Origin of the sequence: Streptosporangium album, assembly GCF_014203795.1 — a bacterium.
Taxonomy (GTDB): Bacteria; Actinomycetota; Actinomycetes; order Streptosporangiales; family Streptosporangiaceae; genus Streptosporangium; species Streptosporangium album.
This window is the reverse complement of sequence record NZ_JACHJU010000001.1, coordinates 728,162-742,128: the sequence shown is the minus strand read 5'-3', so window position 1 is coordinate 742,128 and position 13,967 is coordinate 728,162. Positions and strand designations below refer to the sequence as shown.

At 69.0% G+C, this 13,967-nt stretch carries 11 protein-coding genes; all 11 read left to right on the top strand.

The genetic code is table 11. The features are described from left to right. Positions 1–48 precede the first annotated feature (48 nt). Positions 49–2,112, top strand: a complete 2,064-nt coding sequence (gene mrdA, locus FHR32_RS03425; protein ID WP_184752899.1) for a penicillin-binding protein 2 — start codon at positions 49–51, stop codon at positions 2,110–2,112. Then, positions 2,109–3,272 (top strand): rod shape-determining protein RodA, encoded by a 1,164-nt coding sequence (gene rodA / locus FHR32_RS03420; protein ID WP_312881945.1) that lies wholly within the window; start codon positions 2,109–2,111, stop codon positions 3,270–3,272. Before mrdA ends, rodA begins: the two co-directional genes overlap by 4 nt. Positions 3,273–3,386: 114 nt before the next feature. Next, the gene (locus tag FHR32_RS03415; RefSeq protein WP_184752897.1) at positions 3,387–3,611 is read left to right on the top strand and encodes a hypothetical protein; all 225 of its coding nucleotides are present in this window, start codon (positions 3,387–3,389) and stop codon (positions 3,609–3,611) included. Between the two features lie 102 nt (positions 3,612–3,713). Further along, positions 3,714–5,141 (top strand): NsdA family TPR-like regulatory protein, encoded by a 1,428-nt coding sequence (locus FHR32_RS03410; RefSeq protein WP_184752895.1) that lies wholly within the window; start codon positions 3,714–3,716, stop codon positions 5,139–5,141. After that, the gene (locus FHR32_RS03405) at positions 5,138–6,034 is read left to right on the top strand and encodes a phosphotransferase family protein (RefSeq protein ID WP_184752893.1); all 897 of its coding nucleotides are present in this window, start codon (positions 5,138–5,140) and stop codon (positions 6,032–6,034) included. The genes FHR32_RS03410 and FHR32_RS03405 overlap by 4 nt, the downstream gene beginning before the upstream one ends. Positions 6,035–6,052: 18 nt before the next feature. After that, complete coding sequence (locus tag FHR32_RS03400; protein ID WP_184752890.1) at positions 6,053–7,963, top strand: TIGR03960 family B12-binding radical SAM protein; 1,911 nt, start codon at positions 6,053–6,055, stop codon at positions 7,961–7,963. 103 nt (positions 7,964–8,066) lie between these two features. Beyond that, complete coding sequence (locus FHR32_RS03395) at positions 8,067–8,846, top strand: TIGR03936 family radical SAM-associated protein (protein ID WP_184752888.1); 780 nt, start codon at positions 8,067–8,069, stop codon at positions 8,844–8,846. Between the two features lie 95 nt (positions 8,847–8,941). Next, positions 8,942–11,680, top strand: a complete 2,739-nt coding sequence (locus FHR32_RS03390) for an Rne/Rng family ribonuclease (RefSeq protein ID WP_184752886.1) — start codon at positions 8,942–8,944, stop codon at positions 11,678–11,680. Between the two features lie 218 nt (positions 11,681–11,898). Continuing rightward, on the top strand, positions 11,899–12,201 hold the full coding sequence (gene rplU, locus FHR32_RS03385) for a 50S ribosomal protein L21 (RefSeq protein ID WP_030924785.1): 303 nt from the start codon (positions 11,899–11,901) through the stop codon (positions 12,199–12,201). 19 nt (positions 12,202–12,220) lie between these two features. Beyond that, positions 12,221–12,478, top strand: a complete 258-nt coding sequence (gene rpmA, locus FHR32_RS03380) for a 50S ribosomal protein L27 (protein ID WP_184752884.1) — start codon at positions 12,221–12,223, stop codon at positions 12,476–12,478. A 103-nt stretch (positions 12,479–12,581) separates the two neighbouring features. Then, entirely contained in the window at positions 12,582–13,934 is a 1,353-nt protein-coding gene (gene obgE / locus FHR32_RS03375; RefSeq protein WP_184752882.1) for a GTPase ObgE, read from the top strand. The last annotated feature ends 33 nt before the right edge of the window (positions 13,935–13,967 follow it).

Genomic DNA, 13,967 nt, shown 5'->3' with positions numbered 1-13,967 from the left:
CGACTTTTTCCCATCATGCTCGGACACGCCGTCAGGCGAGGAGCGGACATGATCCGGATGCGGGGCCGGTTGGTCGTGCTGCAGGTGCTGGTGGTCTCGCTGCTGGCGCTGCTGGCCGTACGACTCTGGCAGGTGCAGGTGGTGCGCGGCAAGGAGTTCGTGGCGGCCGCGATGGAGACACGCACCCGTGACGTGGTGGTGCCCGCGGTGCGCGGGCAGATCCTCGACTCGGCGGGGCGGCCGCTGGTACGCAACCGCACAAGGCTGGTGGTCTCGGTGGACCGCACGAGCCTGAACCGGATGGAGGGCAACGGCAGGGTCGTGCTCCAGCGACTGGCCACGGTGCTGGACCGGCGCCCTGCGGATCTGCGTGAGCGCATCAGGGCATGCGGTCCGGGGGTCGCCAGGCCGTGCTGGCCCGGCTCGCCGTACCAGCCGATCCCGATCGACGACCACGTCACGACCCGTGAGGCCCTGCAGATACTGGAGCGTCAGGAGGAGTTTCCCGGGGTGACCGCCGAGGTGCAGGCGGTGAGGGAGTATCCGGGAAGCACCGCGGGTGCGCAGGCGCTCGGTTACCTGCAGCCGATCACCCAGTCCGAGATGGAGAAGCGCGCCGGGTCCAGGACGGTGTTCTCCGGGGTGGACCTGGTCGGTCGGGACGGGCTGGAGTCGGTCTACGACAGCGCGCTCCGGGGAGTGCCCGGCCTACGGCGGGTGCAGGTGGACCGGCTCGGCAAGGTGATCGGGGTGGAGCGGCAGGTGCCGTCGACGTCCGGGGACACGCTCATCACCAGCATCGACGCCAAGGTGCAGGCGGTGACGGAGAAGGCGTTGGCCGATGCCATGAAGTCCGCTCCCCGGGCCGACGGCGCGGGGGCGGTGGTGCTCGACGTGAGGACCGGCAGGGTGGTCGCTCTGGCCAGCGCGCCGACCTACAATCCGGCGATCTGGACCGGGGGCATCTCGGAGAGGGACTATCAGCGTCTGCTGTCCGGCAAGGCGGGCAAGCCGCTGGTGTCGCGTGCCATCAAGGGCGAGTTCGCGCCGGGCTCGACGTTCAAGGTCACATCGGTGTCGGCGATGCTCAAGGACGGTTACCCGCTGCACGGCCAGTATGACTGCCCGGGCTCCTTCATGGTCGGCAGCCGGCCGTTCAACAACTTTCACGGCATCGCGATGGGCACGATGACCCTGCACACGGCCCTGGTGAAGTCCTGCGACACGATCTTCTACCGGGCTGCCTACGAGCAGTGGCTGCGTGACGGCGGGCTGAAGGCGAAGGCGAAGACCAAGGAACCGATGGCGAACATGGCGCGTGCCTTCGGGTTCGGCCGTCCCACCGGTATCGACCTGCCGGGCGAGTCGGCCGGGCGGATCCCCGACCGGCAGTGGAAGAAGGACCTGTGGGCGGTCACCAAAACGGACAACTGCAAGCGGGCCAAGTCCGGATATCCGGAGGTCGCCAAGGGTGATCCCAGCCGGGCGGCCTTCCTCAAGCAGCTGGCGTACGAGAACTGTGTGGAGGGCTACCAGTGGCGGCCGGGTGACGCGGCCAACTTCTCCATCGGCCAGGGCGACGTCCTGGTGACCCCGTTGCAGCTGGCGGCGGCCTACGCGGCGCTGGTCGGAGACGGCAAGCTGCGCAGTCCCCGGCTGGGCTGGGCGTTGGTACGGCCGGACGGCAGCATGGTCAAGGAGATCAAGGTGCCGGTGGTGCGTAAGCTGCCGATCTCCGCCACGGAACGGGCCTACATCAAGGGGGCGCTGAGCGATGTGCCCTCCGACGGCACGGCTGCCGGAGCCTTCGTCGGCTTCCCGATGAACAAGGTGAAGATCGGTGGTAAGACCGGGACCGCCGAGGTCTACGGCAAGGCGGACACCTCCTGGTTCGCCTCGTTCGCGCCGACGGACAGGCCCCGGTTCGTGGTCGTCGTCATGGTCTCCCAGGGTGGGATGGGCGCGGAGACCGCGGCTCCGGCCGCCCGGAAGATCTACGAGGGCATATACGGCTTCACTCCCACCGGAGGGCCGGCGCCGGCGGCACTACCGGCAGGGCGTCCCGCCTCCGAACCGCCGATGATCAAACGGGACGGTACGGTGGCGCGGTGACCCGCACGATGGCGGCACCGCCACGAGGGGCCTTCGCCCGTAGGGCGGCGACGGTGTCCTCTGTGGTCCGCCGGATGGACGGGGTGTTGCTGGTCTCCGTGGCGGCACTGGCGGTGGTCGGCACGATGCTCGTCTGGTCGTCCACCAGGACATGGGCACCCGGATCCACCGGGCTGGTCAAAAAGCACATCCTCAACCTCTGCATCGGGACCGTCCTGACCGGCGTGTCGGCGATGGCGGACCACCGGAGGCTGCGGTCCTATGCGCCGCTGCTGTATGGCCTGTCGCTGCTCGGGCTGTTCCTGGTGCTCACACCTCTCGGCTCCACCGTGAACGGGGCTCACTCGTGGATCATGGTGGGTGGAGGTTTCGCCTTCCAGCCGTCGGAGTTCGCCAAGCTCGGTCTGGTGCTGATGCTGGCCATGCTGCTGGCCCCGTCCGCGACGAGCGCCGACCGGCCACGGGGCCTGGACATCGGGATAGCGCTGGCGGTGAGCGCTTTCACCATGGGGCTGGTCATGCTCCAGCCCGACCTGGGCACCACGATGGTCCTCGGAGTGATCACGGCCGCGGCGCTCGTCATCGCCGGGGTCCGCAAACGCTGGATCTGCGGTCTGGCCCTCAGCGCGATCGGGGCGGGTGTGGCCGTATGGTTCCTCAACGTGCTGGAGCCGTACCAGATCGCCCGGTTCACCGCCTTCCTCAACCCCGCCAGCGATCCGCGCGGCGTGGGCTACAACAGCACCCAGTCGCTGATCGCCATCGGGTCTGGGCAGCTGTTCGGCAAGGGATTGTTCGACGGGGGACAGACCACCGGCCGGTTCGTGCCCGAGCAGCACACCGACTTCATCTTCACGGTGGCGGGGGAGGAGTTCGGCTTTCTGGGCTCGGTCACCGTGGTGGCCCTGCTCGGTGTGATCCTGCTGCGGGGGATGCGGATCGCGCGGCAGTGCGACGACCGGTTCGGCACGCTGATCGCCGGTGTGATCGTCTGCTGGCTGGCCTTCCAGTCCTTCGTCAACATCGGGATGACGATCGGGATCATGCCGATCACCGGTCTCCCCCTGCCGTTCGTCTCCTATGGCGGCACCGCGACCTTCGCCAATATGATCGCCGTCGGGTTGCTTCAAGCCATCCACATCCGCGAACAGCCGTTCTAGGCAGGCCGACATGAGAGCCGCCCGCATGTCCGTGAGCCTGGATTCTCACTGGCATAGCGGGAGTCAAGCGAACATTCTGGGAACGACGACGGAACTCGCGATGACGGAGGGGCCGTGATATCGGAACTCGCCGAGCGGCAACGAGCACTGGAACTGCTGCGTACCGCGTTTCCTGACTATCGGATCGTCTTCAGCAAGGGCCGGTGGGCCGCTGTGTCGGCGGGCAGCCCGCCGGCGGTCTGGTTCGCCGAGACTCCGAGCAGTCTGTGCGGGCAGCTCTTCCAGGCTCAGCTCCGCAGCGGTGGGACGGTCGTGCCCTTCGGCGGTGCCGGGTCGTGAGAGGCGCGCCATCCCGGTCCGGCGGCCGGCTCTCAGGTCCACCCGACGACGTCCGCCCATCGATGTGGGGGCGTCCCCTCCGGAAGAACGGCGGAAGAGCCGATGACCCAGAGCTCACGTAGCGGGGACCGTGCCGCGCTGGCCTACGCGACGATCATCCGTGACCGGACGCTGGCGTCCCTGCCGGGTCCGCCGTCCGCGGCGGTCATCCAGCAGATGGTCGACGAGATCCATGCGTGCTCCCCGCAGCAGACCAGGTTCAAGTGCCGCAGGCTCGCGTACGGATGGACCGTGGAGGAGGCCATCGAGCACTTCCACGCCCTGAGCGACAGGGAGGGGGCCAAGCGACGCGGGCTGTCCGAGCGCTCCTGGCGGGAGTGGGAGGCGGGGGCCCGGCCCGATCGTGACTATACGGACCTGCTCTGCCGTCTCTACGAGACCGGGCCGGTGCAGCTCGGCTTCGCCAACGACTACACCCCCGAGGAACTGCGGTCGGTGCCGTCCCCATCCCCGACCCTGGACCTGATCGCGGTGGCGGCCGATGAGGCGGGCGCCCACGCGGAGGAGGCCGAGGCGAGTGAGCTGGGGTCCGGCGCGCTGGAACGGTTGCGCACCCAGGTGATCTGGGTCGGTAAACGCTACGTCGTGGAGGCCCCGCTGCCGCTCTTCGTGGAGATGCGGGAGCTGCAGGAACGGACCCGCAGGGCACTGCGGAGACGCATCCACCCGGGGCAGGCCCGAGAGCTTTACTTCCTCACCGGCGCGCTGTGCGGACTGATGGCCAACGTGAGCATGGACATGGACCGCCGGGTCCCCGCCGACACCCTCGCCCGGGCCGCGTGGACCTACGGCAAGGTGGCGGGGCATCCGGCGTTGATGGCGTGGGCACGTGGAATGCAGTCCTCGGTGGCACTCTGGGACCGCCGCCACAGTGACGCGGCCAGGTATGCGGAGGACGGGCTGACCTCCGTGAAGGTGGGGTCCGGAGCCACTCGCCTGCACATGCTGCGGGCCCGTTCCTACGCGTTGCTGGGCCGTGGCGGGGATGCCGCGGAGGCGCTCCGGCAGGCGGCCGACGTCCGGGGCGCGGGAGCCGACGAACTGCATGACGAGATCGCCGGTGAGTTCGCGTTCCGCCCGGCCAAGGAGCACTACTACGCGGCGGTCACCCATCTGCACCTCGGCGCTCCGGCGGCGGCCATCGAGTCGGCGCGAGCGTCGCTGTCCCTGTACGCCTCCGGTGATCCGGAGAACCGCTCCTACGGGTGCGAGTCCATGGCCAGCGCTCATCTGGCGATCGCCCACCTCATGGAGGGGGACGCCGCGGGTGCGGAGAGTGCCATGACGCCGATCCTCGCCCTCCCCTCCGACCGGCGCATCGGCAGCCTGGGCACGACCCTCACCACGGGCCGCGCGCTGCTCTCCTCCCGGACGGGGGGAGAGCGGATGGCCAGGCAGATCGAGAGTTTCTGCGTCCTGGGCCTGCCCCAGCACGCCCGGCAGGCGATCTCGGACAGGAGCGGGCGATGACGATCGCGGCAGAAGGATCGGTTCTCACCCGGGCCGTCGTGGCCCTCAGCCATGCCTGCCGGGAGGTCGGTCTCGACAGCTCCGGTGCCGTCCTGCTGCGCGACTTCGCCAACATCGTCTACCACCTGCCGGCCCAGGGGGTGGTGGTACGCCTGACGCAGGCGACCACGCCTGGCAGGTTCGACCGGCTGACGACGTCGATCAGGGTCACCCGCTGGCTGGCAGAGCAGGGATTCCCCACGGTAAGGCCGCTGAACGTCGGGCAGCCGGTGGTCGCGGAGGGGTTCCTGGCGACCTTCTGGCGCCACGAGGAGCACATCGGGCCGCCGCCCGACCCGGCGCAGCTGGGGCCGTTGCTGCGGAGGCTGCACGACCTGCCGCCCGTACCGTTCGAGTTGCCGACCCACGACCCGTTCGGAGCGGTGCGCCGGGCGATCCCGGCTGGGCTCGCGCTCGACGAGGGCGACCGCCGCTGGCTGCTCGAACGGTGCGACGCGCTTGCCGAGGCCTACTACGAACATGTGGAGTTCACCCTGCCGTACGGGCTCACGCACGGGGACGCCCACCGCGGGAACATGATCCGCACACGCGGCGGTTTCCTGCTGTGCGACTGGGACGGGGTGTGCGCGGGGCCCAGGGAGATCGACCTGGTCCCGACCCTGCAGGGGGCGCGTTTCGGGCTGACCGAGCGGCAGCGGTCCAATTTCAGCGAGGCCTACGGCTACGACGTGACCCGATGGGAGGGATACCCGGTGCTGCGTGACATGCGTGAACTGCAGACCCTCACCGCCGTGCTGCGCAACGCCCATCGCGACCTCGGGGCCCGTGAGGAGCTGCGGAACCGGCTCGACTCGCTGCGAGCGGGGGACGACCGCCTGTGGCACCCCTTCTAGACGGATAGGCTTGACCGTATGTCTGTCGAGTCGCTGTTTCCCCGTCTGGAAGCGCTCCTGCCCAAGGTGCAGAAGCCGATCCAGTACGTCGGAGGTGAGCTCAACTCGACCGTCAAGAACTGGGACGAGACCACGGTCCGCTGGGCTCTGATGTACCCGGACGCCTATGAGGTGGGCCTGCCCAACCAGGGCGTTCAGATTCTCTACGAGATCCTCAACGAGTTGCCGCAGACGCTGGCCGAGCGGACCTACGCGGTCTGGCCCGACCTTGAGGCGCTCATGCGGTCCGAGGGCGTTCCCCAGTTCACGGTCGACGCGCACCGGCCGGTGCGGGCGTTCGATGTGCTCGGGCTCTCGTTCTCGACCGAGCTGGGTTACACCAACATGCTGACCGCTCTGGATCTGGCGGGCATCCCGCTCATGGCCGCGGACCGAGGCGATGACGATCCGATCGTCCTCGCGGGGGGCCATGCGGCCTTCAATCCCGAGCCGGTCGCCGATTTCCTCGACGCCGCGGTGCTGGGCGACGGGGAGCAGATCGCCATTGCGATCACCGAGGTCATCCGCGAGTGGAAGGCCGAGGGCTCGCCCGGCGGACGCGACGAGCTGCTGATGCGGCTGGCCGAGTCCGGCGGGGTCTACGTGCCCAAGTTCTACGACGTCGACTACCACGCCGACGGCCGGATCCGGCGCGTCGCCCCGAACCGGTCGGGCGTGCCGTGGCGGGTCCACAAGCACACGGTCATGGATCTGGACGAGTGGCCCTATCCGAAGAAGCCGCTGGTCCCGCTGGCGGAGACCGTGCACGAGCGGTTCAGCGTGGAGATCTTCCGCGGCTGCACCCGCGGTTGCCGGTTCTGCCAGGCCGGGATGATCACCCGGCCGGTCCGGGAGCGCTCGATCACCACGATCGGCGACATGGTCGACGCGGGCGTCAAGGCGTCCGGGTTCAACGAGGTCGGCCTGCTGTCGCTCTCGTCGGCCGACCACTCCGAGATCGGCGAGGTCGCCAAAGGCCTGGCCGACCGTTACGAGGGCACCAACACCTCGCTGTCGTTGCCCTCGACCCGGGTCGACGCCTTCAACATCGACCTGGCGAACGAGTTCTCCCGTAACGGTCGCCGCTCGGGTCTGACGTTCGCCCCGGAGGGCGGCTCGGAGCGGATGCGCAAGGTGATCAACAAGATGGTCACCGAAGAGGACCTGATCAGGACCGTCACCACCGCCTACACCCAGGGCTGGCGGCAGGTGAAGCTCTACTTCATGTGCGGCCTGCCCACGGAGGAGGACGTCGACGTCCTGGGCATCGCGGATCTGGCCAAGAAGGTCATCAAGGCCGGTCGTGAGGCCACCGGGTCGCGGGACGTCCGCTGCACGGTCTCCATCGGCGGGTTCGTGCCCAAGCCGCACACGCCGTTCCAGTGGGCGGCCCAGGCCGACCACGAGACCGTGGACCGCAGGCTCAAGGCGTTGAAGGACGCGCTGCGCGGCGACAAGGAGTACGGCCGGGCCATCGGCCTGCGCTATCACGACGGCAAGCCCTCGATCGTTGAGGGCCTGCTCTCGCGGGGTGACCGTCGCGTGGGCAACGTCATCCGCGCGGTGTGGGAGGACGGCGGCCGTTTCGACGGCTGGAGCGAGCATTTCTCCTACCAGCGCTGGATGGACGCCACGGCCAAGGCCGGGATCGACGTCGACTGGTACACCACGCGTGAGCGTGAGGAGAACGAGGTCCTGCCCTGGGATCACCTCGACGCCGGCCTCGACCGAGAGTGGCTCTGGCAGGACTGGCAGGACGCCGTCAACGACGTCGAGGTCGAGGACTGCCGATGGACCCCGTGCTACGACTGCGGTGTCTGTCCCACCATGGGCACCGAGATCCAGATCGGGCCGACGGGGAAGAAGTTGCTGCCGCTGACGGTTGTCTGAGATAGGCCGTGCGTGAGCACGGCCTGTCCCGAACTGACGACCACGACTTGGGAAGGACGACACCACCCTGAAACCCGCTCCCGACGGGCCTCCGCCCGCGCCCGTGGCGCAGCGTCTGCGCGTCCGCTACGCCAAGCGTGGCAGGCTGCGCTTCACCAGCCACCGTGACATCTCCCGGGCCGTGGAACGCGCGGTCCGGCGCGCCGATGTGCCGGTGGCCTTCAGCGCGGGCTTCTCGCCTCATCCCAGGATCTCCTACGTGGGCGCGGTGGCACCCACCGGAGTCGCCAGCGAGGCCGAGTACCTCGAGATCGGTGTGACGCGCACCTGCGATCCCGACCGGCTCCGTATCGCGCTGGACACCTCGCTCCCGACCGGTCTCGACGTGCTTGACGTCGTCGAGGCGGGCACCGGGAGTCTGGCCGACCGGCTGGAGTGCTCCGCCTGGGAGATGCGGCTGCCGGAAGCCGACCCCGCCCTTGCCCGGGTGGCGGTCGAACGGTTCACCACCACCGAGCGGATCGAGGTGGAGCGCCTGACCAAAAAGGGTCCGCGCCGCTTTGACGCGCGCGAGGCGGTGCTGAGCCTTGAGGTTATTGAGAGAACTGAGACAACAGCAGGTCAGGCGTCCAGTCAGCCATGTGTCATACTTCGCATGGTTGTACGGCACGCAACTCCTGCCGTTCGACCCGACGATGTTCTTACTGGACTGCGTCTTGTGGCTGACTTCGCGCCGCCGGTGCCCCCCGAGGTGACCAGGCTGGCGCAGGGACCGCTGGACGTGCACACCGGTAAGCCCACCGACCCGTTCGACCTGGACCGCGACATTACGCGCGGCGGCGAAACGGAACCGGTGGGCCCGTACATCGGCGGCGACCTATAGGACTTGGCGCCGGGCTCAGGCTCGGCGTACAGCGAGAGACGAGAGCTCCCGCGCGGCGCGGAGACGTGCCCGGGAGCTGACGGGAGAACGCCCGCATGCTCGACAACGAGCCCAACGTCGGGGTCAATGGCCCCGACGGGGACATAAAGGAAAATACAGAGCCGACACGCCGTCGGCGGGCCGCCAGCCGGCCCGCGGGGCCTCCGCCGGAGGAGCCCGAGCCCGCCCCACCGGTGGTGGCGGCCACGGAGCCGCCTGCCGCGGTGACCGGAGCGTCCGAGGCCACCACGGAGGTGACCGCGGGGCCCGGGGACTCTGCGGCGGCTGTGGAGCCTGAGCCGGGAGTGGTTCAGGAACCGGCGCCCAAGCGCGCTACCCGGCGTAAGGCGGCCACGACGGCGTCCACGACCACCACCCGGCGCAGCCGTGCCAAGAAGCCGGAGCCGGTCGCCGAGCTCGCCTCCGAACCGATCGCGGAGAGCGCGGTGGAGGTGGTTTCCGAGCCGGTCGCCGAGGAGGCTTCCGCACCGGTCAAGCGCAGCCGTACCCGCAAGAAGGCCGTCCCGCAGGAGGCGCCGGTCGAGGCGGAGGCGCCGGGCGACATCACCACGGCCGAGGCCGAGGAGGTCGCGGCGGCGCTGCTGCTCGCGATGCCCGCCAACGAGCCGTTGGACGACGAGCCTGCCGGTGAGGATGTCACCGAGGAACGGCCGGGACTGTTCGTCAATCCATTCGGACTGGCCGGGCAGGAGCGTGCTGAGACCCCCTCGGTGACCTTCCAGGCACCGGCGGCCGTGTTCCAGCCGCTCTTCCAGGCTCCCGACCCGTACCGCGCCGAGCAGCCCGTCTCCCGTCCCGCGCCGGTGCAGCAGCCTCCCGCGGTGCAGCAGCCCGAGCCGGAGGCCGTCGAGGCCGAGGCCGAGGCCGAGGAGCCGGAGGACGACGACACCGACGGTGACGACGAGGCCGGTGGCCGTCGTCGCCGCCGCCGCAGGGGCGGGCGCGGCCGGGGCAAGACGCGCGAGTCGGACGAGACCGAGGACGATTCCGAGCAGCCCGAGGATGAAACGACCTCCGACGCCGACCAGGAAGAAGAGGAGGCGGAGGGCGGTAACTCGCGTCGCCGTCGCCGGCGGCGGCGACGGGGCACCGAAGAGCAGGGTGAGGTCCCGGACGACCCGCCGAACACGGTGGTGCGGATCCGTGCTCCCAGGGCCGGCCGCAGCACCTCGGTGGACGAGGTCCAGAGTGTCCGCGGCTCAACCCGGCTGGAGGCCAAGAAGCAGCGTCGCCGCGAGGGGCGCGAGCTTGGCCGGAGACGTCCGCCGATCATCACCGAGTCGGAGTTCCTGGCCCGCCGGGAGTCCGTCGAGCGCATGATGGTGGTCCGCCGTACCGGTGGCCGGACCCAGATCGCGGTGCTGGAGGACGGCGTCCTCGTCGAGCACTATGTCAACCGTGAGGCGAGCCAGTCCTACGTGGGCAACGTCTATCTCGGCAAGGTGCAGAACGTCCTGCCGAGTATGGAGGCGGCGTTCGTCGACATCGGTAAGGGCCGTAACGCGGTTCTGTACGCCGGCGAGGTCAACTTCGACACCGCCGGGCTGGAGGGCCAGCCCAAGCGGATCGAGGTGGCGCTGAAGTCCGGCCAGTCGGTGCTGGTACAGGTCACCAAGGATCCGATCGGGCACAAGGGCGCGCGGCTCACCTCGCAGATCAGCCTTCCCGGCCGTTACCTGGTCTACGTGCCCGACGGCTCGATGACCGGCATCAGCCGCAAGCTTCCCGACAAGGAGCGCACCCGCCTCAAGAGCATCCTGAAGAAGGTGATGCCGGAGAACGCCGGGGTCATCGTCCGTACGGCCGCCGAGGGCGCGTCGGAGGAGGAGCTCGGGCGTGACGTGGCCAGGCTGTCGGCCCAGTGGGAGAACATCCAGCGCAAGGCCAAGTCGGCCAGCGCGCCGGAGCTGCTGTCCTCCGAGCCCGACCTGACCGTCCGGGTGGTCCGCGACGTCTTCAACGAGGACTTCGCCTCGCTGGTCGTGGCGGGCGACGACGTGTGGGAGACGGTTGACGAATATGTCCGCTATGTCGCCCCGCATCTGGCCGATCGGCTCTCCCGGTGGGAGGACGGCGCCGACGTCTTCGCCGCCTACCGGATCGACGAGCAGATCGCCAAGGCGATGGAGCGCAAGGTCTGGCTGCCCAGTGGCGGTTCGCTGGTGATCGACCGGACCGAGGCCATGACCGTGGTCGACGTCAACACCGGTAAGTTCACCGGCCAGGGCGGCAACCTCGAGGAGACCGTCACCCGCAACAACCTGGAGGCGGCCGAGGAGATCGTCCGCCAGCTCAGGTTGCGGGACATCGGCGGCATCATCGTCATCGACTTCATCGACATGGTGCTGGAGAACAACCGGGATCTGGTGCTGCGGCGGCTGCTGGAGTGCCTGGCCCGCGACCGTACCAAGCACCAGGTCGCCGAGGTCACTTCTCTCGGCCTGGTGCAGATGACCCGCAAGCGGGTCGGGCAGGGCCTTCTGGAGGCCTTCTCGACCGTCTGTGAGTGCTGCAACGGCCGCGGGCTCCACGTCTCGGCCGAGCCGGTCGAGAGCAAGCCGGAGCCGCGTGGCACCCAGGGCAAGATGGCCGTGGAGAAGGCGGTCGCCGAGAGGCTCGCCAAGGACCCGGGCCATGCTGTCGCGGCCAGCGGCCAGTCTGGCCGTGATACGGTGACCGATGCGCTTGATGACGTTCCAGTTGAGGACGCGCAGGCCGTACAGGCTTCTGGCCGGGGGCGGCGACGCTCCCGCAAGGCCAAGTCGGCTGACTAGGCCGGCAACAAGCAAGGCCTAGCCGGCCGTCAGGTCGGCTACCTCCGACGTTCCGCCCGGTTCGACCAGGACACCGGTAATCCGGTACCCTGGTGAACCGGTGCGCTCGTGGCGCGCCCTGTTCGCGCGCCTACCTGGTCCGTCGGTCAAATCAGTGACCATAGCCGGATGCGGGGCGCAGCATCCGGCGAGCAAGTAGTCAGAAGAAGGGTTCCGCGGTGTACGCGATCGTTCGTTGCGGCGGCAGGCAGCAGAAGGTCTCCGTCGGTGACGTCCTCGAGGTGGACAAGGTCGCCGGCGAGGTCGGTTCCACGGTTTCGCTGCCGACGGTGCTCGTCGTCAACGATGGCGACGTGACCACCGAGGCGGGCAAGTTCACGGTTGCCGCCGAGATTCTCGGTGAGACCAAGGGTCCGAAGATCCGGATCCTCAAGTACAAGAACAAGAGCGGCTACAAGAAGCGCCAGGGTCACCGCCAGCGGTACACGCAGGTGAAGATCACCGGCATCGACCAGGCCTGAGTTTCGGGAGTTTTGCGAGATGGCACACAAGAAGGGCGCGTCGTCCACTCGGAACGGCCGTGACTCCAACGCACAGCGACTCGGCGTGAAGCGCTTCGGCGGTCAGCTGGTCAGCGCCGGCGAGATCATCGTCCGCCAGCGCGGCACCCACTTCCACCCGGGCGACAACGTCGGCCGCGGTGGCGATGACACGCTGTTCGCGCTGGCCGCAGGCCACGTGCAGTTCGGCGTCAAGCGCGGTCGTCGCGCAGTGAGCATCGTCCCGGTCGCGGAGTAGATCCGCACCGACAGACGTTAACGGCAGGGGTGGATCGCATACAGCGGTCCACCCCTGTTGGTGTTGTAAGCGGATATTTCCGCAGATGGGTAGGAGGGCAGACATGCCGGACTTTGTGGACCAGGTGGTCCTGCACATCAAGGCCGGTGACGGGGGACATGGCTGCGCCTCTGTGCATCGGGAGAAGTTCAAGCCGCTGGGCGGCCCCGACGGCGGCAACGGCGGTCGCGGCGGTGACGTGATTCTGGAAGTCACCCCGAACACCGCCACGCTGCTGGAGTACCACCGCCGCCCGCACCGCAAGGCGGACAACGGCAAGCAGGGGTCGGGTGCCAACCGCGACGGAGCCAACGGAGGCGACATCATCCTCCCGGTGCCCGACGGCACCGTGGTCAAGGACGCCGACACCGGCGAGGTCCTGATCGACCTGGTCGGCGCCGGCACCCGCTACGTGATCGCCGAAGGCGGGCACGGCGGGCTCGGCAACGCCGCCCTGGCCTCGACCAAGCGCAAGGCTCCCGGTTTCGCGCTGCTCGGCGAGCCCGGCGACGAGCTCGACGTGATGCTGGAGATGAAGAGCGTCGCGGACGTGGCGCTGGTGGGCTTCCCGAGCGCGGGCAAGTCATCCCTCATCGCCGCGCTCTCCGCGGCCCGGCCGAAGATCGCCGACTATCCCTTCACCACTCTGGTGCCCAACCTTGGTGTGGTGACCGCGGGTGACACCATCTTCACCGTCGCCGACGTGCCCGGCCTCATCCCCGGCGCGTCGGAGGGCAAGGGCCTGGGCCATGAGTTCCTGCGGCACGTCGAGCGGTGCAACACGCTCGTGCACGTGATCGACTGCGCCACCATGGAGCCCGGCCGCGACCCGATCAGCGACTACGAGGCGATCGAGGCCGAGCTCAAGGCGTACGGCAAGCTGGAGGACCGTCCGCGTCTGGCCGTCCTCAACAAGTCCGATGTGCCCGACGCCCGCGATCTGGCCGACATCGTCCGGCCGATGCTCGAGGAGCGGGGAATGCGGGTCTTCTCCATCTCCGCGGCCACTCACGAGGGCCTCAAGGAGCTGACCTACGCCATGGGCGAGATGGTCGCCGCCGCCCGGGCCGCCGCGCCCGTGGTCGAGCCGACCCGCCTGGTCATCAAGCCCAGGCAGCTTGGCGACGCGGGCTTCACCGTGCGCCGGGTCGACGACAACACCTTCCAGGTCACCGGGGTCAAGCCGGAACGCTGGATCCGCCAGACCGACTTCACCAACGACGAGGCCGTCGGCTACCTGGCCGACCGGCTGGAGCGGCTCGGCGTCGAGGAGGAGCTCACCAAGGCCGGGGCCACCGCCGGAGCCGAGGTGATCATCGGATCCATGGAGAACGGCTACATCTTCGACTGGCAGCCGACGCTCAACGCCGAGGCGGTCCACCAAGGGCCGCGCGGCACCGACAACCGGCTCGGATAACCTGCTCATCCCCGGCTCTCGCGAGAAAGGTGC